This is a genomic window from Myxococcus sp. CA051A (genome assembly GCF_013336705.1).
Classification (GTDB): Bacteria; Myxococcota; Myxococcia; order Myxococcales; family Myxococcaceae; genus Myxococcus; species Myxococcus llanfairpwllgwyngyllgogerychwyrndrobwllllantysiliogogogochensis.
In genome coordinates this window covers 135118-161046 of record NZ_JABUMS010000009.1, presented here as the reverse complement: position 1 = coordinate 161046, position 25929 = coordinate 135118, and the positions used below count along the sequence as shown (strand labels likewise).

24 protein-coding genes are annotated in these 25929 nt (G+C 68.8%); 12 read left to right on the top strand and 12 right to left on the bottom strand.

All coding sequences use genetic code 11. The annotated features are described in order from the left end of the window. The first annotated feature begins 45 nt into the window (after positions 1-45). Together HUA74_RS25595 and HUA74_RS25590 are read left to right on the top strand one after the other, a co-directional pair. Entirely contained in the window at positions 46-1425 is a 1380-nt protein-coding gene (locus HUA74_RS25595; RefSeq protein ID WP_174456650.1) for a P1 family peptidase, read from the top strand. A 43-nt stretch (positions 1426-1468) separates the two neighbouring features. After that, a complete protein-coding gene (locus tag HUA74_RS25590; RefSeq protein ID WP_141649535.1) occupies positions 1469-1585 on the top strand; it encodes an aminopeptidase in 117 nt (38 codons plus the stop codon). A gap of 28 nt (positions 1586-1613) precedes the next feature. On the opposite strand, the gene HUA74_RS25585 is transcribed toward HUA74_RS25590, so the two are convergent. After that, entirely contained in the window at positions 1614-2051 is a 438-nt protein-coding gene (locus tag HUA74_RS25585; protein ID WP_141649536.1) for a hypothetical protein, read from the bottom strand. 153 nt (positions 2052-2204) lie between these two features. On the opposite strand from HUA74_RS25585, the gene HUA74_RS25580 reads away from it, so the two are divergent. Beyond that, a complete protein-coding gene (locus HUA74_RS25580; protein WP_141649014.1) occupies positions 2205-3356 on the top strand; it encodes an AI-2E family transporter in 1152 nt (383 codons plus the stop codon). 59 nt (positions 3357-3415) lie between these two features. Then, entirely contained in the window at positions 3416-5191 is a 1776-nt protein-coding gene (locus tag HUA74_RS45860; protein WP_254625251.1) for a hypothetical protein, read from the top strand. Here HUA74_RS45860 and HUA74_RS25570 read toward each other — a convergent pair. The 8 genes from HUA74_RS25570 to HUA74_RS25535 all read right to left on the bottom strand — a co-directional run bounded on the left by HUA74_RS25570 (position 5175) and on the right by HUA74_RS25535 (position 12147). Next, entirely contained in the window at positions 5175-6005 is an 831-nt protein-coding gene (locus HUA74_RS25570) for a nucleotidyl transferase AbiEii/AbiGii toxin family protein (protein ID WP_174456649.1), read from the bottom strand. The two genes, HUA74_RS45860 and HUA74_RS25570, sit on opposite strands and share 17 nt — an antisense overlap. Further along, positions 6002-7198: a non-canonical purine NTP pyrophosphatase gene (locus HUA74_RS25565; RefSeq protein ID WP_174456648.1), complete on the bottom strand. Its 1197-nt coding sequence runs from the start codon at positions 7196-7198 to the stop codon at positions 6002-6004. The genes HUA74_RS25570 and HUA74_RS25565 overlap by 4 nt, the downstream gene beginning before the upstream one ends. Next, positions 7195-7953 (bottom strand): RNA ligase family protein, encoded by a 759-nt coding sequence (locus HUA74_RS25560; RefSeq protein WP_174456647.1) that lies wholly within the window; start codon positions 7951-7953, stop codon positions 7195-7197. Before HUA74_RS25560 ends, HUA74_RS25565 begins: the two co-directional genes overlap by 4 nt. Positions 7954-7982: 29 nt before the next feature. Beyond that, positions 7983-9146 (bottom strand): hypothetical protein, encoded by a 1164-nt coding sequence (locus tag HUA74_RS25555; RefSeq protein WP_174456646.1) that lies wholly within the window; start codon positions 9144-9146, stop codon positions 7983-7985. 158 nt (positions 9147-9304) lie between these two features. Continuing rightward, positions 9305-9634, bottom strand: coding sequence for a Carotenogenesis protein CarS (locus HUA74_RS25550; RefSeq protein ID WP_174456645.1), 330 nt, complete (start codon positions 9632-9634; stop codon positions 9305-9307). Next, the gene (locus HUA74_RS25545; RefSeq protein WP_174456644.1) at positions 9631-10296 is read right to left on the bottom strand and encodes a DUF1109 domain-containing protein; all 666 of its coding nucleotides are present in this window, start codon (positions 10294-10296) and stop codon (positions 9631-9633) included. Before HUA74_RS25545 ends, HUA74_RS25550 begins: the two co-directional genes overlap by 4 nt. Then, positions 10296-10838: an RNA polymerase sigma factor gene (locus HUA74_RS25540; RefSeq protein ID WP_174456855.1), complete on the bottom strand. Its 543-nt coding sequence runs from the start codon at positions 10836-10838 to the stop codon at positions 10296-10298. The genes HUA74_RS25545 and HUA74_RS25540 overlap by 1 nt, the downstream gene beginning before the upstream one ends. Before the next feature lie 115 nt (positions 10839-10953). Next, positions 10954-12147 (bottom strand): metallophosphoesterase, encoded by a 1194-nt coding sequence (locus HUA74_RS25535; protein ID WP_141645611.1) that lies wholly within the window; start codon positions 12145-12147, stop codon positions 10954-10956. A 169-nt stretch (positions 12148-12316) separates the two neighbouring features. Here HUA74_RS25535 and HUA74_RS25530 point away from each other — a divergent pair, with 169 nt between their 5' ends. The 7 genes from HUA74_RS25530 (at position 12317) to HUA74_RS25500 (ending at position 20653) form a co-directional block, all read left to right on the top strand. Further along, positions 12317-12805, top strand: coding sequence for an FKBP-type peptidyl-prolyl cis-trans isomerase (locus HUA74_RS25530; protein WP_141645612.1), 489 nt, complete (start codon positions 12317-12319; stop codon positions 12803-12805). 156 nt (positions 12806-12961) lie between these two features. Next, positions 12962-14158: a cyclic nucleotide-binding domain-containing protein gene (locus HUA74_RS25525; protein WP_174456643.1), complete on the top strand. Its 1197-nt coding sequence runs from the start codon at positions 12962-12964 to the stop codon at positions 14156-14158. A gap of 103 nt (positions 14159-14261) precedes the next feature. Further along, the gene (locus HUA74_RS25520) at positions 14262-14741 is read left to right on the top strand and encodes a hypothetical protein (protein WP_174456642.1); all 480 of its coding nucleotides are present in this window, start codon (positions 14262-14264) and stop codon (positions 14739-14741) included. A 2-nt stretch (positions 14742-14743) separates the two neighbouring features. Beyond that, entirely contained in the window at positions 14744-15517 is a 774-nt protein-coding gene (locus tag HUA74_RS25515) for a hypothetical protein (protein WP_254625250.1), read from the top strand. Then, entirely contained in the window at positions 15514-16269 is a 756-nt protein-coding gene (locus tag HUA74_RS25510; protein ID WP_174456641.1) for a hypothetical protein, read from the top strand. Before HUA74_RS25515 ends, HUA74_RS25510 begins: the two co-directional genes overlap by 4 nt. A 478-nt stretch (positions 16270-16747) precedes the next feature. Further along, positions 16748-18853, top strand: a complete 2106-nt coding sequence (fusA, locus tag HUA74_RS25505; protein WP_174456640.1) for an elongation factor G — start codon at positions 16748-16750, stop codon at positions 18851-18853. 303 nt (positions 18854-19156) lie between these two features. Continuing rightward, on the top strand, positions 19157-20653 hold the full coding sequence (locus HUA74_RS25500) for a DEAD/DEAH box helicase (protein ID WP_174456639.1): 1497 nt from the start codon (positions 19157-19159) through the stop codon (positions 20651-20653). 86 nt (positions 20654-20739) lie between these two features. On the opposite strand, the gene HUA74_RS25495 is transcribed toward HUA74_RS25500, so the two are convergent. Together HUA74_RS25495 and HUA74_RS25490 are read right to left on the bottom strand one after the other, a co-directional pair. After that, positions 20740-21279, bottom strand: a complete 540-nt coding sequence (locus HUA74_RS25495) for a pyridoxamine 5'-phosphate oxidase family protein (protein ID WP_174456638.1) — start codon at positions 21277-21279, stop codon at positions 20740-20742. Beyond that, complete coding sequence (locus tag HUA74_RS25490) at positions 21276-21686, bottom strand: PaaI family thioesterase (RefSeq protein ID WP_141645634.1); 411 nt, start codon at positions 21684-21686, stop codon at positions 21276-21278. Before HUA74_RS25490 ends, HUA74_RS25495 begins: the two co-directional genes overlap by 4 nt. Before the next feature lie 73 nt (positions 21687-21759). On the opposite strand from HUA74_RS25490, the gene HUA74_RS25485 reads away from it, so the two are divergent. Next, complete coding sequence (locus HUA74_RS25485) at positions 21760-22362, top strand: TetR/AcrR family transcriptional regulator (protein ID WP_174456637.1); 603 nt, start codon at positions 21760-21762, stop codon at positions 22360-22362. Positions 22363-22404: 42 nt separating this feature from the next. Here the strand turns inward: HUA74_RS25485 and HUA74_RS25480 are convergent, their stop codons facing one another. Then, entirely contained in the window at positions 22405-25872 is a 3468-nt protein-coding gene (locus tag HUA74_RS25480; protein ID WP_141645619.1) for a methylmalonyl-CoA mutase family protein, read from the bottom strand. Positions 25873-25929 lie beyond the last annotated feature (57 nt).

Sequence of the window (25929 nt, the reverse complement as noted above, 5' to 3'; positions counted from 1 at the left end):
TTCGGAGTGGTTGACGGTGGGTGATGGTCCGCTAGTGTGCCCGGCATGGTGCACATCCCCGAGTACAAGGGACCGCGGGTTCGCGCTCGCGAGCTGGGTCTTCCGCTGGGCCGCTTCAAGCCCGGGAAATACAACGCCATCACCGACGTGGAGGGCGTGCTCGTAGGCCATTGCACGCTCATCAAGGGCGAGGGCCCGCTGAGACCGGGCCACGGTCCGGTTCGCACGGGTGTGACGGCCATCATGCCCAACATGGGCAACATCTTCATGGAGCGGATGACGGGCGGAGGCTTCGTGCTCAACGGCGCGGGCGAGGTCTCCGGCATGACGCAGCTCATGGAGTGGGGCCTCATCGAGACGCCGATTCTTCTCACCAACACCATGGCGGTGGGCGCGGTGTCGGACGGCGTGGCGCGCCACCTGGTCGAGCGCTACCCGGGCATCGGTGACGAGCACGACGTCATCATCCCCGTCGTTGGCGAGTGCGACGACTCCTGGCTCAACGACATCTCCGGCCGGCACGTGCGCGAGGAGCATGTGTTCGAGGCCATCCGCAACGCCGCCTCCGGCCCGGTGGCCGAGGGCAACGTGGGTGGCGGCACCGGCATGGTGACGTGCGACTTCAAGGGCGGCATCGGCACGTCCTCCCGCAAGCTTCCGGAGGTGCTCGGCGGCTACACGCTGGGGGTGCTGGTGATGTCCAACTTCGGGAAGATGCACAACCTGCGCGTGGGCGGCCTGCCCGTGGGGGAGGTGCTGGCGGAGAAGTTCAAGGGCGCCCCCACCCGAGGCAAGACCTACGGCTCCATCATCGCGGTGGTGGCCACGGACGCGCCGCTCTTGAGCCATCAGATCAACCGCCTGTGCAAGCGGGTGGGCCTGGGCATCGGCCGGGTGGGCAGCTACGCGGCGCACGGCTCGGGGGAGATCGTCGTCGGCTTCTCCACCGCGAACATCATCCCGCGGCGCACGCAGAAGATGGTCTACAAGCTCAAGCTCCTGCTGGATCAGCGGCTGGATCCGCTCTACGAGGCGGTGATGGAGGCCACCGAGGAGGCCATCCTCAACGCCATCTGCATGGCCACCTCCATGACGGGGGCCAACGGGAACCACTGCCCGGCGCTCCCCCTGGACGAGGTCCGCCGCTTCGTGGACGCCTGCAAGCCCATCTTCGCCTCGGTGAAGAAGCGGCCCCAGCAGAGCAGCGCCCCCGCCTCACGGGAGAAGCCCACCGACGAGGACCGGGAGGGGGAGGTGACGGTGTCCACCGCCCGACCCACCCAGGTCCGGGGGGCGGAGGGGATTCCCTTCCCGACCCGGCCCGCCCCGGAGGTCGATTCCGGGGGGGAGCCGGGGGCCGAGCAGGCCCCTTCCCAGCCTTCGGAGGGTTCCTCTTCCGGCAGCCCCTCGGGTTCTGATAGTTAAGCGCCTCTTTTCACGTCTCCACACCGGAGCACAGGAGTCAACGATGGCCCGCAGCAAGAGCAAGCACCGCCGCGTGCAGATGAAGATCAAGCAGGCCTGGAAGAAGCGGGCCAAGAAGAACAAGGCCGAAGCGAAGGCCGCCGAGAGCAAGAAGAAGTAGGCCCGTCCTCCGTTGGCGGCCCGTGGCGCTATTCCCGGGTCGCCGAAAACGGAACGATGACGCTGCACCGCTGGGGCGCCGTTCCGCTCGGGCGAGAGTAGTTACCGGTATACGTCCCATCGAGTCGCGCCGTGCCGCCGTCCCCCTCGAAGGACGTGTAGCGACCGGCGAGGCTCAGGGTGTCCATCCTCCCGCCATCCATGGCTCCGCCCAGGGAGCCGGCGAGGGTGAATGAGCCCTCCGCGGACACGTTCCCCAAGAGTCCCACGCCCTCCAGGTTGCCAATGAGCCTGTCGCCGGAGCGGGTGATGTCCAGCGGCCGTCCCCGGGGCAGCTCCACGCCCAGCAGGGTGCAGTCGGCTGGTACGCCGCCGTCGCCGAAGGCCATCCGGTAGCGACCTTCCAGGGGCGGACACTCGGTGCAGGGGGTGGCGCCGTCTCCACAACCCGGGGCGGCCAGGCCCATGGCAAGGGCGAGGACCGCGACGCCAGTCAGGGTGAAACGTCCAGAATTCAGGGTCGGTGTTTTCATGTGCGGGATGTCGGACTTCCCGTCGGGAAGCGCGATTCCTAGGTTGGGGGTGGTCGGTGGGCTCGTCGGGCGGGGTGGGGTGGGGCGGTGGCTGATTCGCGGCGGTGGTCGAACTACGTGTTCGCGGCGCTGTTTGCGCTCGCGCTGATTCTGTTCTCCAGGATTCTGTTGCCGTTTCTGATGCCCGTGTTGCTGGGCGGCTTCCTGGTGGTCCTGTTCATGCCGGTGCAGGACTACCTGTGTCAGAAGCTGCGGGGCCGCAAGCCCCTGTGCGCCGGGTTGTCCACCCTCACGGTGTTCTTCCTCATCCTCGCACCGCTGGCGCTGGTGGGGTGGATGGTGGCGCGTGAGGTGTTCCAGTTCGTGGGGCAGGCGCAAGATTTGTTGGAGCAGGTGGACCTGCGCCACCAGTTCGCGTCCAGTCTGCCCCGGGGTTTGAGCCGTTACATCCGGTTGGATCTGGAGAGCGCGGAGACGGAGCGCACGTTGATGGCGGCGGTGACGGGCGGCGCGGCGCTCCTGAAGGACGTGGTGGGCGCGGGCACGGAGCTGATCATCAACATGTTCCTGATGACCGTGGCCATGTACTACTTCTTCCTGGATGGTCGCCGGCTGGTGGCGGAGGTCATGCGGTTGATTCCGCTGGACCGCCGCTACTTCGAGGCCTTCGCGCGCGAGTTCACCGACGTCGCCTACGCGATTGTCTACGGCAACACCATCACCGCGCTCATCCAGGGTGCGGTGGGCTTCGTGGGCCTGCTCATCGCCGGTGTGCCGCATGCCGGGGTGTGGGGCGCCGCCATGGTGCTGGTGGCGCTGGTGCCGGTGGGCGGCACGGCGCTGGTGTGGGGCCCCATTGGCGCGGTGCTCATCGCGGTGGGCCAGGTGAGCGAGGGCGTCTTCCTGCTGGCCTGGGGGACGTTCCTGGTCGGGAGCATCGACAACGTCATCCGTCCCCGGCTGTGCGGCTCTCGCATGGCGCTGCACCCGCTGCTCGTCTTCCTCTCCATGTTCGGCGGGCTGGCGGTGTTCGGGATGATGGGCCTGCTGGTGGGGCCGCTCATCGCCTCCATCTTCATGGCCATGGTGCGCATCTACCGCCGCGACTTCCTGGGCATCGGCCGCGCTCAATACGTCGCGGAGACGGATCGCTCGGAGGACCTCGGTGGGTTGGATTCGGAGCCGTCCTCCGCGTCCGGCCAGACGGTGGTGGGAGCTCCGGCGCACCTCAACGCCTGACCGGACGGCCGGGCAAGCCTGGACTTCGCGTGCGGGGTGGGTGAACCTTCCACTCCTGAATGATGAACACCCAACACGCGATGGTTCGCTGGGGCCTGGTGCTCTTCGTGGCGGTGGCGCTGGCCTCTCCGGGGGCGTCGGCGCAGGTCGTCAAGAAGAAGCGCGCGGCGCCAGCCCAGGTGGTGGCGCCCAAGGCGAAGGCAAAGCCCAAGGCCGCCAAGACTCGCAAGGCGGCCGCGCCCAAGGAGGAGCCCAAGCGCCTCGTCGTGCTGACGGTGGAGGGTGATCGTGGCGGCAAGGTGCGCGGACAGCTCGAGTCCGCCCTTCGCCGCGCGAAGCAGGTGAAGGTGCAGTCGCTCAAGCAGTACGCGACGCTGGCGAAGAAGGACGGGCTGAAGGGCGCCGCCCTCTTCACGGATGCAGGGCTCGTCGCCGTGGCGCCGAGGATGAAGCTGGACGCGGCCGTCACGGGCACGGTGGGCCCCTCGGGCCTGACGGTGCGAGTGCTGGATGCGAGCGGCGCCGTGCTCGGTGAGAAGGACGTGAAGCTGACCCGAGGCAAGCTGTCTTCCTCCGAGGCGAAGAGCGCAGTGCTCGCCGTTGTCGAGTCGCTGTCGGGCGCTCCCCGCGCCTTCGAGCCGCCCGCGAGTGTCACTCCGACCGAGCCGATCCAGCCCGCCGAGCCGGTGGCGCCTCCTCCCGTCGTGGCCGAGGCCCCGCCGCCGAAGACGCCGCCGCCCGCCCCGGGCGAGGGCGGCTCCATCATGATTCCCAGGCCGGAGGTGCCCGCTCCCGTCGCGGAGCGCCCCGTCGAGTCGCCGAAGCCGCTTCCCCCGGCGGAGCGCCCCGCGAAGGTGCCTGAGCAGACGCCGGAGGTCGTGGCCATCGGTCCGCAGCCGACGGACGGTCCCCCGCCGATGGACGAGGATCCGGAGTCGCACACCACCACGGACCCGTTCCTCGAGGTGGCGCTGGATACCGGCTCGGGTGGCACGGTGGGCAATGAGCCCGTGCGACCGCCGCTGGCCCGGCTCACGCTGGGTGGCACGACGACGTGGCGCAAGTACTGCGCGCGTCCGGGCGTGAAGTCCTGCGACGAGTTCGACCGGAAGAGCGAGGACGAGCAGCTCGGGGACCGCTCGGACTACGAGTCGACGGTGCCGTACCTGGGCATCTCCGCGGAGCTGGAGCTGCTGCCGCTGGCCCGACACGCCTCGCCGCTGCGGGGCCTGGGCGCGGTGCTGGGCTATCGGCGCGGGTACGCGTCCACGAACGTGACGCTGTTCAACGACGCGGGCCAGTCCGTCACGCGCGAGGTGGTGGCCACCGACTCGGTCCTCACCGCGCAGGCGATGTATCGCTACTACTTCGGCCTGGGCTCGTCGCAGTTGCTCGGCTACGCGGGCGCGCGTGCGGGCCTGCTCACGCGCTCCTTCGACGTGGACGAGTCCGCGGACAGCCCGCTGTCGGGCACCCATCGCCTGTACCCCGCGGTGGGCCTGGAGGTGTCGGTGCCGTTGATTCGCCAGGTGCGCCTGGAGGCGGCGGGACAGCTCTTCATCAGCCCTCAGCCCGGCCATGGCTTCGACGACGAGGGCGGAGCGCTGGACCTGGAAGTGAGTGACTACGGTACCTCGGTGTCGACGTTCGGCTGGGAAGCGGAGCTGGGCGTGGCCGGCGAGCTGTGGGGCCCGTTCGGCTACCAGGTGCGCTTCAAGGTGTCGCGCTACAAGGACACCTTCAGTGGCCCTGGCACGCGGACGGGCTGGGACAACGGGGGAGTGGCCGAAGACACGTACTCCAGCATCCACTGGGGCCTCACCGCGTCGTACTGACACGGCGGGCGACTTCGGGGCGCGAGGGCGGTAGTGCTCGCGCCACCTCCCACACGGGGCGCAGCGCCTGGGCGACGGCTGTCACCACGTCCGCGAGCTGCTCGGGGCGTCCCTCCGGTTCACTGGCCCGGTAGCGCGCCCACTTCTCCAGGCTCCACGGGCTGCGACCGAAGTCGTTGTCGACCAGCCGCTCCATCAGCGCCAGCGAGTCCCCGCGTGCGTCGAACGCGAGGCGCAGCGCGGGAGGCAGGAGCGCGGCGTCCAGGGGCGCGTACCGCGTGAGGAGGTACACGTCGAAGAGGTCCTTCGGGCGGAAGCGGCCCTTGCCGCGCTCGAAGAGGCCATGCACCTTCCACGCGAACAGTGTCTCCGCGCGACAGGCGAGGACGTGTGCGGGAACCGCGTCCGAGGACTCGTAGTCGATCCACTCAGGGGGAGGCTCCATCGGGTCGCCGAAGCCCAGGTCGATGCGCAGCTCGAAGGGTGACTGCACCCCGGGCAACTGAGTCTCCACGTGGACGCGCACGCCGGGAAACTCCGTCTCCTCCCAGATGACCTCGGAGCGGAGGGCGCCAAAGGTGAAGCCGTCTCCGGTGTCATCCCGCAGCAGTCGCTCCAGCCGGTCGACGGACTCGCGTGTGTCGAAGGGGAAGCCCGCGAGGAAGTCGAGGTCCTCGACGGGGCGAGGCACCGGGCCACTCCAGCGGCGCATCATCAGCCCACCCCGGAGGACGAGCTCAGGTGCGTCGGGCGAGTGCGCGAGGCGGCGCAGGACGGCGATTCCCGCGCGCAGGGGAAGGGTGTGTGCGCTCACGGCGCGGTCTCCAGCCAGCCCCGGTCGAGCCCGAGGTTGGAGTCGTAGACGGTGAACTCCCGCAGTCGCTGCGTCAGCGTCAGGCCCAGCCCGGAGAGGTCTTCGAGGAGTGCGTTGAAGCGTGCGTCGGCGTTCGCCTTGCCCATGTGGTGGACGCGGAGCGTGACGAAGCGCTCGCTGGCGCCGTCCTCGCGAAGCTTGCGTGCGTTGCGTGACAGGTGGGCGCCGTGCCTCGTGCAGCGGGCATGCAGCGTGTCCAGTCCCTCGCCGCTCGCGGGGATGAGGGCCTTCACGTGGAACTCGAAGTAGTTGGCGGGCTGGGCGCGCGCGGTCTCATCGTCCTCGGGCATGTCGCGGCTCTTGCCGAGGGCCTCCAGCTTCATGCGCGTCACGTCGAAGCCCTCGCTCGCGAGCGCGCGCGCCATGCCCCTGACTTCCTCCAGCGCCTGTCGGAGCGTGCCGTGGTGGTAGGAGGCCGTCATGGGCTGGAAGGGCTCGGCGCCTCGACCCAGCTCGATGAAGATGCACTTCACCGAGGCCGCGTCGCAGAACGCGCGGAAGCGCTGGAGGTCCTCCTCGGTGCGGGCGGAGACGGTGAGGTGCGCCTCGTAAGCGCCACCCGGAGATGCGATTCGCAGTCGGTCGGCCAGCTCCAGGTAGGGGCGGTGCCGCATGTTGAGGAAGAACTTGTTGCGCGCCATCTCCCCGAGCGTGCGCTGGTAGCCGTCTGGCAACCACGCGCCGTCCCAGCCGTAGCCACCGGCGCCCCGGGGCGCGGTGAGCAGCATGCCTTCGATGGCGTCTTCGAAAAGGGTGACGCGGTCCGGGCCCCCCTCCTCGGAGAAGGCCACCGCCACGCGGGTGCGGCCCCGACGGCCGCCGTGCTTCGCGAAGAAGGCGCGCTCACCCAGGGCCAGTAGCTCCTTCTTGAAGCGGGCGCCGGTGAAGCACTCTCCGTCGTCCAGCTCCAGGGCGGTGGTCTCCACGAAGCAGGGCACGCCGAGGTGTGCATGGGCGGCCAGCACCTTGCGCTTCGCGATGCCGCCGAGGTCCAGCGGGGCGGAAGTGCCGTCCTCCGCCGAGGTGAGCCCCGGCAGGGCGAGCTTCTTCCAGGTGATGTCGAGGCCGGCCAGCAGGCGGGAGACCTCGTCGGCTTTGTATTGGTTACCGGTGACGAAGAGGGCCCGAGTCACGGGAGCACGTCCTTCGATGGGAGCGCCGCGGGGCGCCAGTTCCAGATGGCGGGACGCCCGGTGTTCTCCGGCAGGAGGCTCCCATCCACCTTGTCGCGACGGACATACTTGGTCAGCAGCTCCACCCTGACACCCGCGCCGTCCTGGCGCTCGAGCCTCCACACGGCCCCTTCAACGGGGTCCAGGGCGTGGTGGAACCCGCCGGGTGGAAGCAGTGCCATCGCTGTGTCGATGTTCAGGGGGCCACCCTCGTGGATGACGCCCGGCGTGGTGAATCCACCCGCTCGGACGCGCGAGGTGAGATCGGCCCAGGGCAGGCGAGCACCCTGGCGCATCAAATCGAAGGCGACGAAGGGCTCGTGCGCCAGCGCATAGCGGGTGCCGTGGGCGAGCGCGAGCCACTCGCCCACGAGCCACTCGCCGGGCTGGAGCACGGCCTTGAAGCGCTCGGCGTGGGTAGAGACCCACGAGGACCAGAGTTGACGAGCCTCGTTGGGAGAGTGGGCGGCGAGCCGACCCTCGCGTCCCAGCGCGATGACCTCGTCTCCCAGTCGGGCCGCGGCGACACACGAGCCGTCCAGCTTCTCCAGGACGATGACGGAATCACGCGCATCGCGGAGGCGCTCGGTGCAGATTCGCGCAAGCTCCAGCGACAGGTGTTTGTCCGCGGGGCCGGTGCGGGAGCCGGGCAGGTGGGGAATCGAGCCGTAGGCCTTTCGACCCAGCGGGCGCGGAGCGTCGTCAGGGGATGTCACCACCCCCTGACTATGCCCTCGGCGTCGGACTATTGCTGGTAGGTCGGAGCGAGCACTCCACCCAGCGCGGAGTCCCGGACTCCTGGCACCAGGTCGAACGTGTTCTCGAAGGCCCCGTTGTTCGTGGGCAGGAACGTGGTGCCCAGCGCGCCCTCGAGCTGCGTCTCGTCACTTCCCAGCTCGTACATGAACTCGAGCGCGGCGCTCCGCTCCTGGGTGGTGGAGAGCACGAAGGCGCCCGTCACGATGATCTCCGGTCGGTGGCCCTCGATGACGGCGGCTTGCAATCCCGGACGGTGCTCGGACAGGAACGCGAGTTGCTCGGAGGGGACGATGAAGATGTTCGCATTCTCCCAGGGGTCTGGAAGAGGGCCACCCACCCACCCGGGCACCTTGAATCGGTAGGGCACGGTGCCGCAGTACTCACCATCCAGGTCGTAGGCGTGGATGCCGCTGGCGTGGGACTGGGTCTCTTCCGCGTCGGGAATCGTCGCGGGCATCTCGAGGCCCATTTGCTCGAGCCAGCTCAGGTCCACCGCGTAGGCGAGGTGGCTCCACCAGGCGGGCCTGCCAATGGGGAACACCCATTCCCATTCGTCGTTCCACACCGCGAACCCCGCCTGCAAGATGTCGAGGTTCGAGGACCGATGGATGTAATCGCAGTACAGGGGGCGAGCGATGCCTGTCGGGGTGGGGGCGGCGCACTCCGCGCAGTCCTCCTGTACGCAGCGGTTGGAGTCGAGCTGAAGCGCTGGAATCATGCTCGCCTCGAAGCCTCCATAGTCGCTGTAGGAAGAGTAGTCGTTGTAGATCCCATTGGAGGCATAGGCGCACCAACGGGGAGGATTCGCCGACTCGCACTCGGGGCACTCACCGGGGATGCAATAGGGCGCGACGATGCCGGCTTCCAGGAGCGCGGGCGCCATCGTGTGATTGCCCACCACCACGTCCGGGGCGTTGCCGCCGGCCACGGCGACCACGAGGCTCGTGTAGAGGTCCTCCTGGCTGGAGAACTGGGACACCGCCACGGTGTGGCTGGGATTGTTGTCCTCGAAGCGCTGGACCGTGCTGTTGAAGGCTGCCTCTGTCTGTCCATTCAAGGCATGCCAGACGGAGATCTGCGCCTGCGCCGAGGCCAACGGGCCTTGAAGGCAGGTGACCAGCAGCACCCACTTCAGGATGACGGTTCTCATGGACTCCCCCGATTGCGTTCAGCCTCCGCCACGGGCACGTCCCACCGGCGCGGAGGCCCCTCCGATGGAGTGGCAAGGGAGTATGGGTGAGTCCTGACCTGCAATTCATCTTAATTTGATAATCCAGGAATTGTCGCCCTGGCTTGTCGCGGTGCTGGCTATTGCACGCGATGCGTTCCCGGCACGGTCCGCTCGCGGTCCTCGCGGTGCTGGCGGGCGGCGCGTTGCAGGGCCCACCGGGGCTCCAGCTCGTCCGGGAAGAAGAGGTCTTCGCCCAACCCGTCGACACGCACCTGGATGAGCGGGTCGGAGGGGTACTGGAGGCCAGGGTCGTCGTAGACGAGGGCCACGACGGTGCCGGTGCGACCGAGGAAGCCCGGGCTGATGGTTCCGTCCGACGACGCGCTGATGACCGTGACGGGCTCTCCGATTCGCACCGGCGCTCCGTCCACGTCAGTGCTCACGATGAGAGAGGGGTCCAGGGTCATGGGGCGTAGGAGCGGGGTTTGAGGTGACGTGACAGGACGAGGGCCATCACACAGATGAGCCCCCAGGCGAACAGGTGGTAGCTGGCGACGTGACGCCAGTCCTGCTCGCAGGCCAGCTCGCCGACGAAGGCACCTGTCGTCCCAACGGACAGCCCGGCGCTCAGGGCACGCAGGGGCTGGAAGGCCGCGCCGCGCAGCATCCACAGCGCCACCACGAGCGGAGCGGCGCCGACGGCCAGGTGGCTCACCGTGCAGACCCAGGCTGGCAGCGAAGGTGTGGTGCTGGGAGAGCCCCGCGCGAGCACGAGCGTCGCCGCGCAGGCCATCGCCAGCCCCACGCCGCCTCGACGCAACCCGTGCCCTCGTGGAGACAGCGCGCCCCAGGCGCACACGGCACTCGTCGCCAGCAACAGCAGCAGCAGGGGAACACGCTCCAGCAGCGCGGAGCCCGTGAGCGCGCCACTGGCGAGCATCACTCCGGCGACTCCCATGGCCAGGCCTCCGGACGAAGCCATCAGCCACGCGGCCTGCGTGCGCCAGCGACGCACGGGTTCGCGCAGGGCCAGCTCTCCGCGCGCGCTCGCGAGGGCGCGTTCGAGCGAGGCGCCGTCCGTGCGAGGCGTCTCGTTGAGCAGGGCATCGATGTCGATGGGCGCCTTCATCACGCCTCTCCCAGCCCGCTGAGGAGCTCACGGAGCTTTTCGTAGCCCCGGTGTGCCCGCAGTCGTGCCGCGCCCGCGCTGATTCCCCGGAGCGCGGCGATCTCGTCGAACGACCAGCCTTCCACCTTGCTGAGCACCACGGCCTCGCGGTGGTCGGGGGGAAGTCTTTGTAGCGCGTCCAGCAGGTGCCGGCGGAGGGAGGGGTCCCCGGAGGGTGGGGGAGCGGATGTGGGGCCCGCTGTGCCCTCGCCCGAGGAGTAGGACTCCACATGCTGGCGATGACGCAGGGTGTCTCGCGCGGCGTTGGCGGCGATGGTCATCAGCCAGGGGATGAAGCGGGTTCCGGGCTCGTAGCGGCCCCGGGCTCGGATGACGGACAGGAACGTGGTCTGCAAGAGGTCCTCGGCGAGCGGGCCGTCGCGAACCATCCGCGTCAGAAAGCCCTGCACCCGGCCGGAATGCCGAGCGAAGAGGGCCTCGAAGGCGTCTGGTGCTCCGTCGCAGAACCGTTCCATGAGCTCTTCGTCCGAGGGACTCCCCATCACCCGGCTCATGGACGGCCCGCCCTGAAATGTGTTTCCAGCGCGGAGTTCGCGCGGTCCTTCACTCTCAACCCGGCGGAATCACGGACGATGTCGAGCGCCGCGCCGGGAGTGTTCACCCGGGCAGCAGCACCAGCCGAGCAATCTCCGGCGGTGCTCCCACGCGCATCGGGGGCCCGACGAAGCCGCAGCCCCGGCTGACGTAGAGCTGGGAGTCGCCGGTGCGGCTGAGGCCCGCGTTGCGGCTGCCCCAGATGGCGTCGCCCACGAGGTTGCCGGGGAACATCTGCCCGCCATGGGTGTGGCCGGAGAGCTGGAGTCCCACGCCGCGCCGGGCGACCTCGTCGAAGTTGGACGGCTGGTGCGCCAGGAGGACGGAGGCCCGGTCCGGGCTCACTCCGCGCAGGGCGGCATCCAGGTCGTACCCGGGCTCGCCCATCCGGGCCGCGCTCCAGTCGTCCACGCCCGCCAGCATGAAGGACGCACCCGTGTCGCCGATGGACACGGCGCGGTTGCGCAGCACGGTGATGCCCAGAGTCTCCAGGAAAGCCACCCATGACGATGCGCCAGAATAGTAGTCATGGTTGCCCGTGACGAAGAACACTCCATTCCGGGCACGCAGCCTTCCGAAGCCGGCGACAAAGGCACCCAGGCTCTCAACGGACCCATCCACCAGGTCGCCGGTGATGGCGATGACGTCTGGCTTCAGGGCGTTGGTGCGCGCCACCAGCTCGTCCACGAAGTGGCGCTGGAGGACGTCTCCGACATGGATGTCGGTGAGCTGCACCAGGGAGAACCCATCCAGGGCCCTGGGGAGCCGGGGCAGGCGCACGGGGGTGTCGCGCACGTCGGGTGGGTGGAACGCGCGCCACGCCCCGAACGTGCTCACGCCGGCGCCCGCGAGCCCCGCGCCCACGGCCAGGCCTCCGGTGAGGATGGCCCGGCGCTCGGGAGAAGGGGGCTGTGAGGGCTGCTCCAGGGGCGCCGCGGCGCGACGGACGCGCCACCGCACCGCGCGCTGGACCAGCTCCACGGCCAGCGTGAAGAGGAGCAGGTACAACACCAGCCCCATCCACACGAGCAGGCCGATTCCCAGGATGCGCACGAACTCGGAGGGAAACAGCGCGCCGAGGAAGCGAAAGCCAACGGCCCCCAGGAAGCCGAAGCCGAACAGGGCCTGGGCGCCGAGGCGCAGCCCCCGTCGCGCGGTCTGGTCTCGGACAAGGCGGCGGTAGAGGTAGACGTGCGCGGTCGCCAGCAGCGAGAGGACCGGGACGAAGAAGACGAGGAGGCTGAGCCAGCGTGGCATCGCGCTCCTGCATAGCGGAAGCCTGTCGGGGGCGCCCGTGCATTTCGCGACGGGTGTGGTGCCCGTGTCGGCAGGCAGGCGGTCACGCTTCTGCTTTCGCGGGCCGCCGCTCCGGGGCAGGCTGGGGCTCGTTCATCGCCGGACTCCGGCCTTCTTCTCGAGGACCCCCATGCTTCGCTCCCTCCTGCTCTGCGCCTTGCTCCTTCCCCTGGTGGGCTGTGGAAGCGAGGACCCCAATACGCCGCCGCTGGGCAACCCGGACAATGGCGACCCCACCAAGGTGACGTACGCGGAGAGCCTGAACGTGGACCTGGCGGCGATGACGCTGCTGCCCAGCGGCCTCTATCTCCAGGACCTCGGGGAGCCGGGCGCGGGCGACGCGGCCACCGCGGGCCGGCGCGTCTATGTGCACTACACGGGCTGGCTGCCGGACGGTCAGAAGTTCGACTCGTCGGAGGGCAAGTCCCCGCTGGACTTCATCCTGGGGCAGGGACGGGTCATCGACGGTTGGGACCAGGGCATCGCGGGCATGCGCGTGGGCGGCAAGCGGCGCCTCGTCATCCCTTCGTCGCTGGCGTACGGGGCGGAGGGCAGCCCCGGCGCCATTCCCTCGTATTCGGTGCTCATCTTCGACACGGAGCTCATCGTCGTCCGCTGAAGCCCGCGCCGCCGTCGTCGCGCGCGGACCCCATGAACCCGCCTCTCCGGGGCACCACGAGGGGTGATATAGCCGGCGCACGTCTGCCGGGACGTCGGGGCCCTTGGGTAGGGTCGTCGACGTGGGGGTCTCATCTCCCGGCCAGGGGGACGCGCAATGGCGGGGTCCGAGTCGGAAGTGCCCGAGTCGAGCGGGGAACGAGCTGGTGCGGAGGGCACGCTCCAGGCGCTGCAATCCCTGATGGGGCTGGAGTCGGCCGCGACGGCCGCGCGGCTCTACGAGGAGCTGGGCGCGGCGCAGCGGGAACGCCTGCTGCGTGACGCGGCGTTGACGCCTCCGGAGGTGCGCCAGCGGTTGGCGGAGGTGCTGCGGTGGGCTCGGGATTTCTCCGGTGCCGCGCGGCTCCTGGTGGGCTGTGGCGAGGATGCGCGCATGGCGGCGCTCTACGTCCAGGGAGGCCAGTACGTGGACGCGGCGGAGGCCTTCCTGCGCGCGGGTGACGCGGACCGGGCCGCCGCGGCCTTCGAGCGCGGTGGCGCGCTGGAGCGGGCGCTGGAGGTGTATCGGGGCCTGGGCTCGCGCGAGGCGGTGGCCCAGTGCCTGGTCCGCCTGGGTCGTCCGTACGAGGCCGCGCTCATCTACCGCGAGCTGGGCCAACCCCACGCGGAGGTCGAGGCGCTGGGCAGCGTGCCGGCGGGGGACGCGCGGCACGTGGAGTCGGTGCTGCGCATGTGCATGTTGCTGGACGCGGAGGGCTTCACGCGGCGGGCGCTGGCACTGCTCGCGGACACGATGCGGGGCTCGGAGGTCGCGCGAGGCGACCCGGCGCTGGCCGCGGAGAAGGCGCGCCTCTTGCGTCGAATGGGCATGGACGCGGAGGCGGAGGCCGTCATCGCGCGGCTGCCGTCCCAGAGCTCCTCACCCGAGGCCAACGGGTACGGGTATCTCAAGGCGATTCCCATCTTCGGCGAGCTGTCGCTGGACGACATGAAGGACCTGTATCGCGTGGCCCGTCAGGTGCTCATCCCCGCGGGCGCGGTGGTGCTGGAGAAGGGCGCCGCGGGCGTGGGCCTCTTCGTGCTGCTGGAGGGGACGGTGGATGTCTTCAGCGGCACCGAGGACGACGCGCGCCGGCTCAACACGCTGGGGCCCGGGGCGTACCTGGGAGAAATCTCGCTGGTCCAGGACGCGCCCGTGTCCGCGCGGGTGAAGGCGCGCACGGCCGTGCGAGCGCTGCGCATCACCCGGGCCGGCTTCCAGCACTACCTGGACACGCACGAGGCCGCCGCGCTGCGCATCTACCGGCTCTTCACCCAGAACCTCGCCGCGCGCGTGCGGGCTCTCAGCATCTGAGGGGCACCCCCGCTGGTAGGTAGGGTTGACCTCGGCCAATCTTGCATCAGGAGCCGGAGACTTCGAAACTCGCGAATGTCGCTACTTCAAGGAGAGACACCGCATGTCTTCGAAGCTCGTGTTCGCTGTCGTGACCCTGCTGTCGATGTCCGCTTTCGCCGAGGAGGACCTGAAGCCCGCGCAGGAGGAGGCCAAGGCTTCCTTCGAGGAGGCCACCGCCGAGGCGCTGAAGGCCGCCAACGAAAAGTGCGGCACGAAGCTCGCCGTGAAGACGGACTTCCAGAACTTCAAGCCGGAGGACTGGTCGGGCACGAGCTTCAGCTCGTACTGTGAAGCGGCGATCAACGGGGTGACGAGCCTTTGTGAGCGCCCGGCGTACAAGAAGTCGATCGCGAAGAAGGTCACCAGCCTGTCGTGCCTGTTCGCTGGCGTGAAGCCCGCGGACAAGAAGGACACCAGCGTCAACGGGGCGACGCAGGCGAACATCTCGCTCGACAAGGGCACCCTCACGTACCGCATGGGGAAGGACCACACGAACATCGAGGACAACACCAAGGCCGTGCTCGAGAAGGCGCTGAACTGAGTATGGCGCGGAAGCTGGCGATGGTGCTCACGCTGCTCCTGTCCTCTGGGGCCGTGGCGGCGGAGTCCCTGGATGCCTTGTCCCTCAAGGTGTACCGGGGCAAGGATGGTCAGACGCTGGATGTCGTCGCGCTGGCTCCGCGCGAGTCGTCGGAGGCGGTGCTCCAGGTCCGGGGCGCCGACTCCGAACATGACGGCCTCGCGGTGCGCTGCCAGGTGCGCGGCACGCGCGGTGGTGTCGACTACGTGGCCCGTCATCGCGGCGCGGACTGGGTGCTGGCGTCCGAGCGTGAAAGCGGTGTCTACGACGTCTTCCTTCCGGGCAAGCCTGCCTTCCGCGTGCGGTTCAACCCGGAGGCGACGGAGCGCGCGTCCGCCTCCGAGGTGCTCACCGCGCATTCCCTGCAACGTGAGTCGGGGAGGCTCGCCGCCTTCGAGAAGAAGGCGTGGCCCCACCTGGAAAAGAAGTACACCGCGCGCGCCGCCGAGGCCCTGACGGCGCTGCGCGGTGCGTGTGGCACGACGGCGACCTTCACCTTCGACTGGAAGACGTTCAGTGACGATGTGATGGCGGACGTGGATGTCTGGGCGGCCTGTGCGCCGCTGCTCACCCAGGCGCGGGCTCGCTGTGCCGCGCTGAAGGATGTCACGGCGTTGACGTGTCGCTTCGGTCCCGCGCTCGCGCTGGATCGCAGCGGGTCCACGCTCGTCTTCACCACCCACCGCGAGGGCGCGGCCGATGGGGCGGCGTTCCTCGGCAGGAGTCTCGGACGATGATTCGACGCGCGGTGGTGCTGACGTGTCTGGTGTCGACGGTGGGCGCGGCCCGGCCCCCGGCGACGCTCGCGGACCTCCAGGCCCTGGCCTCACAGAAGGCCTGGGCGGAGTTGCTCGAGCGCGCGGAGGATGTTCCCGCCGCGACGCGCACGGACTCGTGGCGGAATCTGGTGACGGATGCCGCGACAGCGGAGGTCGAAGCGGCGACGCCCACCGACGAAGAGCCGTTCGCCGCCGCGCGGAAGGCCCGGACCCTGGGGCAGCGGTATGCCTTCCTTGCCAAGGCCACTCCCTACACCGCCGCGCGTGACGCGAGCGCGGTGAAGGGGCTGGAGCGCTGCCTCGCGCAGGAGGGGCGCGACTGTGTCGAGACGTATCAGCAGCTCGCGGTGGGCACGGGGCCGGAGTCCGCGCTGAAGGCCGCCCGGCTCGTGAGACAAGGCCGCTTCGCATACGTGGCGATGCCCCTCTTCGCCATGGCGGTGGGGGAGCGGAAGGACTCCGGCGTCTGCAAGGACGAGGCGCTCGGGGAGACGGTGCTCGCGGCGCTGGACCTGCCCGTGGCGGACGCTCGCGCGGCGGAGGCGAAGAAGGTGGCCTTCGAGCGGTGCTGGGTGGCTCTGGGCGCGAAGCTCAAGGCGGCCACGGTGGGCGGCTCCGCCTACTTCCTGGAAAACACCTGCCAGCCCATGCGCGCCCGCAAGGCGCTGACCGAGTTGCAGGACGACCTCTGCAAGGACGCCGGGCTCTGAGCCAGGCCTCTTCCCCTGAAGTCGCCACGCCGATGCGCGGGCCGCGCGCGCGTTGCGCACGGGGCTTCAGGGGATATCGAGGGCCGTGAGTTGACAATGGCAGTCGTCTGTCTTAACTCATACGCATCATGAGGCCCGTCTCCTTCACTGCCCTGCTGATTGCGCGCTTCCCCGCGCCGGCGGCGGACGTGTGCCTTTCCCCCCGTCACGAGGTTCTGCTCGACATTTGAGCAGGCGGGCCGGAGTCCTTCCGGTGCGCGGGTCGCTGGTTCCCGCGTGTCGTGAAGCCCGGTTCCGCCCTGGCTCCGTCTGAGCCGTCGTGTGTCCTCACGCGTCCCTGAGCGGGCCTTTCGAGCCCCTCCGGCATGTCGCGCGTGCGTGCGCCTGACGGCTCCACGCCCGTCGTGTCTCCAACCGGCTCCTCTCTCATCCATCACCACCCGTGGGCCTCGCTGCCCGACGGGAACAGGAGTCTTTTATGTCCCGCAGCACTCGCATCGAGCGGTACCGCAACATCGGCATCATGGCGCACATCGACGCGGGCAAGACGACGCTCACCGAGCGCGTCCTGTTCTTCACCGGTCGCATCCACTCCACGGGAGAAGTGCACGATGGCTCCACGGAGATGGACTGGCTGCCGCAGGAGAAGCAGCGCGGCATCACCATCACCTCCGCGGCCACCACCGCGTTCTGGTCACCTCGTCACGGGCCCTCCGCGGGCACGCCTCATCGCATCAACATCCTGGACACGCCGGGACACGTGGACTTCACCATCGAGGTGGAGCGCTCCCTGCGCGTGCTGGATGGCGCGGTGGCCGTGTTCGATGCGAGCCAGGGCGTGGAGCCCCAGTCGGAGGCGGTGTGGCGTCAGGCGGACCGCTACGGCGTCCCGCGCATCGCGTTCATCAACAAGATGGACAAGGTGGGCGCGGACTTCGTCATGAGCCTGGAGTCCATCCGTGAGCGTCTGGGCGCTCGCGCCGTGGCGGTGCAGCTGCCGCTGGGCGAGGAGTCGGAGTTCCGTGGCCTCGTGGACCTGGTGCGCATGAAGACCCTCCACTTCGACGGAGAGGCCGGTGAGTACCGCGAGGAGCTGTCCGTGCCGGAGGACGTCCGGCAGCGGGCGGAGACGTTGCGGCTGCGGCTCATCGAGGCGGCGGCGGACGTGGATGACGCGGTGATGGAGAAGTTCGTGGACGGGCGTCTGGAAGACATCACCGAGGACGACCTGGTGCGTGCGCTGCGCGCGGGAACCCTCTCGCGCACGCTGGTGCCGGTGCTCGCCGGTTCGGCGTTCAAGAAGAAGGGAGTGCAGATGCTGTTGGACGCCGTCGTCGACTACCTGCCCGCGCCCTCGGACCTTCCGTCGGTGGAGGGACTCGTTCCGGGCACGGAGCAACGTGCCTCGCGCGAGCCAACGGACGACAGTCCTCCGGCCGCGCTGGTGTTCAAGATGATGAGTGACAAGAACGTGGGCAACATCGTCTTCCTGCGTGTCTATTCGGGCACGCTGCGCGCAGGCACCGTCCTGCTCAATCCCGCCACCGGCAAGCGGGAGCGCGTGGGTCGGCTGATGTTCATGCATGCCAATCGCAGGGAGGAGGTCTCGGAAGTCCATGCGGGAGACATCGCGGCGGCGCTCGGCCTGAAGAACGTGCGCACGGGAGACACACTGAGCGACCCCGAGGCACCCGTGGTGCTGGAGTCGCTCGGCTTCCCGGAGCCCGTGGTGCACCTCGCCGTGGAGGCGAAGTCACCCGCGGAGCTGCCGAAGCTGGAAGAGGGCCTGCATCGCCTGGCGGCGGAAGACCCGTCGCTGCGCGTGGGCGTGGACCCGGAGAGTGGCCAGGTGCTGCTGTCCGGAATGGGTGAGCTTCACCTGGAGGTGGTCGTGGACCGACTGAGGACGGAGTACGGCGTGGAGGCGCGCGTGGGACAGCCCAAGGTGGCCTACCGCGACACGCTCAAGCGCGCCGTGCGTCAGGAGTACCGGCACGTCCGTCAGACGGGCGGGCCCGGACAGTATGCGCGCGTGGTGCTGGACGTGGCTCCGGCGGCGCGTGGCGCGGGGCTCGTCTTCGTGGACGACACGAAGGGCGGCTCCATTCCGAGGGAGCTGGTGCCCGCCATCCAGAAGGGTGTGGCGGGTGCCATGGAGCGCGGCGTGCGGGACGGCGTGGCGCTCGTGGACGTGGAGGTCCGGCTGGTGGATGGAGACACGCACGTGCGCGACTCCACGCCCCAGGCGTTCTCCATGGCCGGTTCCCTGGCGCTCCAGGAGGCGGTGCGGCGGGTGGGCGTGCAGGTGCTGGAGCCCGTGATGGACGTGGAGGTCACCACGCCCGAGGAGTACGTGGGCGAGGTGTTGGGAGACCTGGCCTCGCGGCGGGGCCGGGTGCTGGGAATGGAGACGCGGGGCAATGCCCGCGTGGTGTCCGCGCGGGTGCCCATGGCCAGCCTCTTTGGCTACGTGACGGGCTTGCGGGGCAGGACGCAGGGCCGGGCCCAGGCCAGCATGCGGCTGGGGACGTATGAGCCCCTGCCAGAAGTGCTCCAGGCATCACTGTCCGAAGCACGGGCATGACGGAAGGGTGAGGAGGGCCCCGGGGCTGTACGCCTCGGGGCCCTCTTCGTTCGCCCGACACCCCACAAAAGCGGCTGTCAAGGGCTCGATTTCACGGGACATCCGTCCCGGGAGAGGGCAGGGTCCGCGGCCGAATGCGTGGAATGGGCGGGAGGACCCCCCTGTTCTCCGACATTCTCAAGCGGGTCGGCCGGCCGGGCCGGACCGCGCACCGCCAGGTGCCCTCGATATTGAACTCGATTGGGCTCGCTGCGCGGGCTTCCTTGCCTGGCGAGGAAGCAGACTCACTTCGACTAGGAATCCATGACTTTCGACGAATTGCAGCTTCACGACACCCTCCTGCGCGCGGTCAAGGCGGAGGGGTACACCACGCCTACGCCCATCCAGATGAAGGCGATTCCACACGCCCTGGCTGGGAAGGACGTGCTCGGCGTGGCCCAGACGGGCACGGGGAAGACGGCGGCGTTCGCGCTGCCGATTCTCCAGCGTCTGTCCGCCAAGGCGCCGACCGGGGGCGCGCGTCCCGTGCGTTGCCTGGTGCTCACTCCCACGCGAGAGCTCGCGGGGCAGGTGAGCGAGAGCTTCGCGACGTACGGCAAGAACCTGCCGCTGCGCCACGCGGTGATTTTCGGCGGAGTGGGCCAGGGCGCGCAGGTGCAGTCGCTCAAGAGCGGCGTGGATGTGCTGGTGGCGACGCCTGGTCGCCTGCTCGACTTGATGGACCAGGGTTACGTGTCGCTGCGCTCGCTCGAGGTGTTCGTGCTCGACGAGGCGGACCGCATGCTGGACATGGGCTTCATCCATGACGTGCGCAAGGTCATCAAGGCGCTGCCCTCGAAGCGGCAGACGCTCTTCTTCAGCGCGACGATGCCGCCGGAGATTGTCGACCTGTCTCGCAACATCCTCACGGACCCCATCCGGGTGGAAGTGACGCCGGTCTCCAGCACGGCGGAGACCGTTGCTCAGCAGGTGTACTTCGTGGAGCGCGAGCAGAAGCGCGGCTTGCTCACGCACCTCTTGAAGGACGGCAAGATTGAGCGTGCGCTGGTCTTCACGCGCACCAAGCACGGCGCCAACCGGGTGGCCAAGCAGCTCGAGGGCTCCGGTGTCACGGCCGCCGCGATTCACGGCAACAAGAGCCAGAACGCGCGTGAGCGTGCGCTGGACGACTTCCGCAACGGCGCGCTCCGGGTGCTGGTGGCCACGGACATCGCGGCGCGCGGCATCGACATCGACGGGTTGAGCTTCGTCGTCAACTACGACCTGCCCAACGTGCCGGAGCAGTACGTGCACCGCATCGGCCGCACGGGCCGCGCGGGAGCGACGGGCACCGCGGTGTCCTTCTGCGACGGCGAGGAGCGCGCGTACCTGCGCGACATCGAGCGGACCATCCGCCGCAGCGTGCCGGTGGTGGAGGAGCATCCGTACCGCTCGGGCCTCGCGGCGCCGCGTCCTGGGGCCTCGGCCTCGGTGGACGAGCCTGTCGCGCGCAGCTCGAATTCCGGTGGGCAGTCGCGAGGCGGGCAGGGCGGTGGTGGTGGCGGCCGTGGCAACCAGCCCGGTAGCTCGTCACGCCGTCGCCGGGGTGGTGGCGGAGGCCAGGGGCGTCCCGAGGCGGGCCGTTCGGCGCGGGGTGGTGGCGGCTCCTCTGGTTCGGGCCGTGGTGGTGGACAGCAGTCGCGCGGTGGCGGTGCTCCGTCGCGTGGGGGCAGCGCTCCGTCGCGGTCCTCGGGTCCGGCGCCGACTCCCGTGAAGGCGGCCGAGCCGCCTCCGCGTCGTCAGTCTCCGAAGTGGCTGTGAGCTGAAGCCCCTTTGAGGGCCCGTGATGCGCGCTCGACGTGCTCACGGGGCCCCGAGGGTGTTGGTTGGCGGTGACGGGTGGGCCGTTACGACAGGCCCGCCGTCATGGCCCCGAGGTGAACGGACTCGATTCGTTCGACCTCGAAATCCCGCACATGTTCGAGCTGGCTCCAGAGTCGCGCGTGGCCCTTGAGCCACCGGAGTCGTCGCACGCGTCGCGCGAAGCGCTGTTGCTCCTCGGGTGTGGCGCGTCGAGGAGGGCCGAGCACGTGCCCCACGAGTCGCAGCGCGGGTGGGCGGGCAAAGCGCCCCGCGAAGAGTGAGCGAAGCCAGAACAGCTTGCCGCTGTCCACGGCGAGGATGCTCACCCGGGCATCGCGCGCGAGGTTCGCCGGGAGCTGCCGCGCGAAGACCTCGAAGAAGATGCCGCGCCCGGGCTCACCCAGCAGCACGGAGCCAATGGGCGCGACGTGGGGTGCTCCTCGCGCATCGACGCTGGCGATGGCGAAGTGCAGGGAGCTGGCGAAGGCCCTGGAGAACAACTGGCGCACCCGGGGCCACTGCTCGTGAAGCGCTGGCGTTGTGCTCGGTGGGCCTTGCGGCACGGGCGCCGCTGCGGAGTTCATGACTCCTCGCGAGGCGCCATGGCGGCGATGGTGCCCTGGGCCACGGCCACCAGCGTCTCGCCCTTTTCCGTGACGACGAAGATCTCGCAGTGGCAGACGGACTGTCTGCGCCCGGCGTGCAGCGCGCGAGCCCGTGCGATGAGCATGGAGCCCTGGGCCGGACGGACGTAGTTGATCTTGAACTCCGACGTGATGACGGGCCCCGTCATCGCCGTGCCCCCGGCGAAGGTGAGCGCGTTGTCGGCCATGTAGCTGAGCACGCCCCCGTGCACGAAGCCGTACTGCTGACGCAGTTCCTCGCGCAGCGGCAGCTCCAGAACCACCTCGCCCTTCGTCAGATGCACCAACCGGGTCCCCATCAGCGTGCTGAACGCCTGCTGCTTGAGCACCTGCTGACCCATCTCCATGAGTGACTCCACGGCGGCCTCCCGGCTGTGTAGAATATCGTTCTAGATCGATGTTCTAATGTAGGGTAGAGGGATGCGCAACCCGGGTCACCGGAGAGAAGAGGTCCTCAAGGCGGCGCTGGAGTGTTTCCTGGAGCGGGGCGTCGAGGGGACGACCCTGGCGGCCATCCGCGAGCGCTCGGGGGCCAGTACGGGCAGCATCTACCACCTGTTCGAGAGCAAGGACGCCATCGCGGCGGCGCTCTACATGGACGTCCTGGGCGAGTACCAGTCAGGGGTGGTCGAGGTGCTCAAGACTCAGCCGGGAGCCCGGGAGGGCGTCGAGGCGCTCGTTCGCCATCACCTGGAGTGGTCGCTGGCGCGGCCGGATGCGACGCGCTTCCTCATGGGCGCGCGAGGCGTCGCGGCGGTTGTCGCGGCCGAGGCGAGCATCCGCGAGCAGAACAAGGGTTTCTTCCGGCAGATGAAGGACTGGTGGCAGGCGCACGTCCGGGACGGCGCGTTCGAGGAGATGTCCTTCGAGCTCTTCCTCGCCATCCTTCGCGGGCCCGCACAGGAACTGGTGCGCGACTGGCTCGCGGGACGGACGAAGACGGACTTGCGTGCGGCCATCCCGGTGCTTGCGCGTGCTGCATGGCAGTCCGTCGAAAAACGGCCCACGCGCTCCAAGAAGTGAGCGGAGGGCAGGGGCCCCGATTCGCGCGGGGCCCCTGAGGCACTACATGTTCCGCCGGTACTGCCCACCTACTTCGTACAGCGCGCGGGAGAGCTGGCCGAGCGTGCAGACCTTACAGGCGTCCATCAGGGCGGAGAAGATGTTGCCGTTGTCGAGCGCCGCGCGCTTCACGGCCTCCAACGCCGCCGGAGCGGTCGCCGCGTTGCGCTTCCAGAAAGCGTCCCTCGCGGTGATGGAATAGTCCTTCTCCTCCTTCGTCGCGCGAATCACCTCCGGCGGCGTCACCGTCGGAGAGCCCTTCGGGTCCAGGAACGTGTTCACCCCGATGATGGGCAGCGTCCCGTCGTGCTTCTGCATCTCGTAGTACAGCGACTCCTCTTGAATCTTGGACCGCTGGTACATGCGCTCCATCGCGCCCAGCACGCCGCCGCGCTCGGAGATGGCGCGGAACTCCGTGAGCACCGCCGCCTCTACCAGGTCCGTCAGCTCATCGATGATGAACGCACCCTGGTTGGGGTTCTCGTTCTTGGAGAGCCCGAACTCCTTGTTGATGATGAGCTGGATGGCGAGCGCGCGCCGCACGCTCTCCTCCGTGGGCGTGGTGATGGCCTCGTCGTACGCGTTGGTGTGCAACGAGTTGCAGTTGTCGTTGAGTGCCAGCAACGCCTGGAGCGTGGTCCGGATGTCGTTGAAGGCGATCTCCTGCGCGTGCAGGGAACGGCCCGACGTCTGGATGTGGTACTTCAGCTTCTGCGAGCGGTCATTGCCGCCGTACTTGTCGCGGATGGCCTTGGCCCAGATGCGGCGCGCCACGCGGCCCAGCACCGCGTACTCCGGGTCCATTCCGTTCGAGAAGAAGAACGAGAGGTTGGGCGCGAAGTCGTCGATGTGCATCCCGCGCGACAGGTAGTACTCGACGAAGGTGAAGCCGTTGGCCAGCGTGAAGGCCAGCTGGGAGATGGGGTTCGCCCCTGCCTCCGCGATGTGGTAGCCGGAGATGGACACCGAGTAGAAGTTCCTCACCTTCTTGTCGGTGAAGTACTGCTGGATGTCGCCCATCACCCGCAGCGCGAACTCCGTGGAGAAGATGCAGGTGTTCTGCGCCTGGTCCTCCTTCAGGATGTCCGCCTGCACCGTGCCGCGCACCTGCTGGAGCGTCGTCGCGCGGATCTTCTCGTAGACGTCGCGCGGCAGCACCTCGTCGCCCGACACGCCGAGCAGCAGCAGGCCCAGTCCATCACTCCCCTGCGGCAGGTCACCCTGGTAGCGGGGCCGAGGCACCCCGCGCTCCCGGTAGATCGCGTCGATCTTCTTCTCGACCTCGTCGACCTTGTTGTTGGCGCGAATCCACTTCTCGCACTGCTGGTCCACCGCCGCGTTCAGGAAGAACCCGAGCAGCATCGGCGCGGGGCCGTTGATGGTCATCGACACCGACGTGGCCGGGTCCGCCAGGTCGAAGCCCGAGTAGAGCTTCTTCGCGTCGTCCACGTTGGCGATGGACACGCCGGAGTTGCCGACCTTGCCGTAGATGTCCGGCCGGTGGTCCGGGTCCTCGCCGTACAGCGTGACGGAGTCGAACGCGGTGGACAGGCGCTTCGCGGGCAGGCCGCGTGACACGTAATGGAAGCGCTTGTTGGTGCGCTCCGGGCCGCCTTCACCCGCGAACATGCGCGCCGGGTCCTCACCCTCGCGCTTGAGCGGGAAGACGCCGGAGGTGAACGGGTACGCGCCCGGCGCGTTCTCCCGCAGCAGCCAGATGAGGATGTCGCCCCAGTCCTCGTAGCGGGGCAGGGCGATCTTCGGGATGCGCAGGTGCGACAGCGACTCGGTGAACAGGTCCAGCTCGATGACCTTGTCGCGCACCTGGTACTGGTACTTGGACGCCGCGTAGCGCCGCTTGGTCGCGGGCCACTCAGTCAGCAGCCGACGGCAGTCGGGGTCCAGGCGGGACTCCAGGTCCTTGTACAGCTCCACCAGCTCGCTCAGGTACGCGGGCTCGCCCTCGACGCGCTCGGTGACGTGCACCACGTCGGACGTGTCCTTCGGCTCGACGATCTCCAGGCGCTTCTTGCCGACGTTCTGTCGCAGCGCCTCGATGGTGCCGTGGAGCTGATACATCCGCCGCGCCACCGCAGCCTGGGAGCGGGCGAACTTGTCGTACGCCTCGCACGTCTCGACGATCTCCGCGAGGTAGCGGGTGCGATCAGGCGGGATGATCCACTTCTTCTCGCTCATGCCCGGCGTCGGCTCCAGGTGCGACTGGAGCGGGGCGCCTGTCTTGCGAACCACGGTGTCGACGATGGCCCGATAGAGCTGGTTCATCCCCGGGTCATTGAACTGCGAGGCGATGGTGCCGTACACGGGCACCGAGTCATCCGCCGTGGTGAACGCGTTGTGGTTGCGCTTCCACTGCTTGCGCACGTCGCGCAGCGCATCCAGCGAGCCGCGCTTGTCGAACTTGTTGATGGCGATGACGTCCGCGAAGTCGAGCATGTCGATCTTCTCGAGCTGCGTCGCCGCGCCGTACTCGGCCGTCATCACGTAGAGCGAGACGTCCGAGTGCTCGATGATCTCCGTGTCGGACTGACCGATGCCGGAGGTCTCCACCACGATGAGGTCGAAGCCCGCGGCCTTGCACACCTCGATGGAGTCACCCACGTGCTTGGACAGCGCGAGGTTGCTCTGCCGGGTCGCCATGGAGCGCATGTAGACGCGCTGGTTGTCGATGGCGTTCATGCGGATGCGGTCACCGAGCAATGCGCCGCCCGACTTGCGCTTCGACGGGTCCACGGAGAGCACCGCCAGCGTCTTGTCCGGGAAGTCCGCGAGGAAGCGGCGCACCAGCTCGTCAACGAGGCTGGACTTGCCCGCGCCACCGGTACCAGTGATTCCCAGCACGGGCACGCGCGGCTGCTTCGCGCTCAGCTTCGTCATCGCGTCGCGCAGCGCGTCTCCGGCGCTCGCGAAGTTCTCCGCGATGGTGATGAGCGAGGCGATCTTCATCGAGTCGCGCACCGGCATGGCCGCGACGGCCGGCCCGTAGTCCGCGGGGCGCTTCTCGAAGTCACACTCCGAGATGAGGTGGTCGATCATCCCCTGGAGGCCCATGGAGCGGCCATCGTCCGGGGAATAGATGCGCGTCACGCCGTAGGCATGCAGCTCTTCGATTTCCGTGGGGAGGATGGTGCCGCCACCGCCGCCGAAGACCTTGATGTTCGCCCCGCGCTGTTTCAGCAGGTCGATCATGTACTTGAAGTACTCGACGTGGCCTCCCTGGTAGGAGGTGATGGCGATGCCCTGGGCATCTTCCTGGATGGCGCAGTCGACGATTTCAGAGACCGAGCGGTTGTGTCCCAGGTGGATGATTTCGGCGCCCGAGGACTGCATCAGCCGGCGCATGACATTGATGGCCGCGTCATGCCCGTCGAACAGGGAGGCGGCCGTCACGATTCGCACATGGAATCGCGGCTTGTAGGGCCCGGGGACCGGGGTCAACTGGACGTTTCGCACGCCGCGTACAGTAGGAGCGCGGTGGGTGTCGGGCAAGCGATTGAAGCGGGGACGGCC

Bases quoted from the DNA above. Each gene is read 5' to 3' on its own strand.
- HUA74_RS25595 (WP_174456650.1), top strand. From the start codon at position 46: ATGGTGCACATCCCCGAGTACAAGGGACCGCGGGTTCGCGCTCGCGAG.
- HUA74_RS25590 (WP_141649535.1), top strand. From the start codon at position 1,469: ATGGCCCGCAGCAAGAGCAAGCACCGCCGCGTGCAGATGAAGATCAAG.
- HUA74_RS25585 (WP_141649536.1), bottom strand. From the start codon at position 2,051: ATGGGCCTGGCCGCCCCGGGTTGTGGAGACGGCGCCACCCCCTGCACC.
- HUA74_RS45860 (WP_254625251.1), top strand. From the start codon at position 3,416: ATGATGAACACCCAACACGCGATGGTTCGCTGGGGCCTGGTGCTCTTC.
- HUA74_RS25555 (WP_174456646.1), bottom strand. From the start codon at position 9,146: ATGAGAACCGTCATCCTGAAGTGGGTGCTGCTGGTCACCTGCCTTCAA.
- HUA74_RS25550 (WP_174456645.1), bottom strand. From the start codon at position 9,634: ATGACCCTGGACCCCTCTCTCATCGTGAGCACTGACGTGGACGGAGCG.
- HUA74_RS25545 (WP_174456644.1), bottom strand. From the start codon at position 10,296: ATGAAGGCGCCCATCGACATCGATGCCCTGCTCAACGAGACGCCTCGC.
- HUA74_RS25540 (WP_174456855.1), bottom strand. From the start codon at position 10,838: ATGGGGAGTCCCTCGGACGAAGAGCTCATGGAACGGTTCTGCGACGGA.
- HUA74_RS25535 (WP_141645611.1), bottom strand. From the start codon at position 12,147: ATGCCACGCTGGCTCAGCCTCCTCGTCTTCTTCGTCCCGGTCCTCTCG.
- HUA74_RS25530 (WP_141645612.1), top strand. From the start codon at position 12,317: ATGCTTCGCTCCCTCCTGCTCTGCGCCTTGCTCCTTCCCCTGGTGGGC.
- HUA74_RS25525 (WP_174456643.1), top strand. From the start codon at position 12,962: ATGGCGGGGTCCGAGTCGGAAGTGCCCGAGTCGAGCGGGGAACGAGCT.
- HUA74_RS25520 (WP_174456642.1), top strand. From the start codon at position 14,262: ATGTCTTCGAAGCTCGTGTTCGCTGTCGTGACCCTGCTGTCGATGTCC.
- HUA74_RS25515 (WP_254625250.1), top strand. From the start codon at position 14,744: ATGGCGCGGAAGCTGGCGATGGTGCTCACGCTGCTCCTGTCCTCTGGG.
- HUA74_RS25510 (WP_174456641.1), top strand. From the start codon at position 15,514: ATGATTCGACGCGCGGTGGTGCTGACGTGTCTGGTGTCGACGGTGGGC.
- fusA (WP_174456640.1), top strand. From the start codon at position 16,748: ATGTCCCGCAGCACTCGCATCGAGCGGTACCGCAACATCGGCATCATG.
- HUA74_RS25500 (WP_174456639.1), top strand. From the start codon at position 19,157: ATGACTTTCGACGAATTGCAGCTTCACGACACCCTCCTGCGCGCGGTC.
- HUA74_RS25495 (WP_174456638.1), bottom strand. From the start codon at position 21,279: ATGAACTCCGCAGCGGCGCCCGTGCCGCAAGGCCCACCGAGCACAACG.
- HUA74_RS25490 (WP_141645634.1), bottom strand. From the start codon at position 21,686: ATGGAGATGGGTCAGCAGGTGCTCAAGCAGCAGGCGTTCAGCACGCTG.
- HUA74_RS25485 (WP_174456637.1), top strand. From the start codon at position 21,760: ATGCGCAACCCGGGTCACCGGAGAGAAGAGGTCCTCAAGGCGGCGCTG.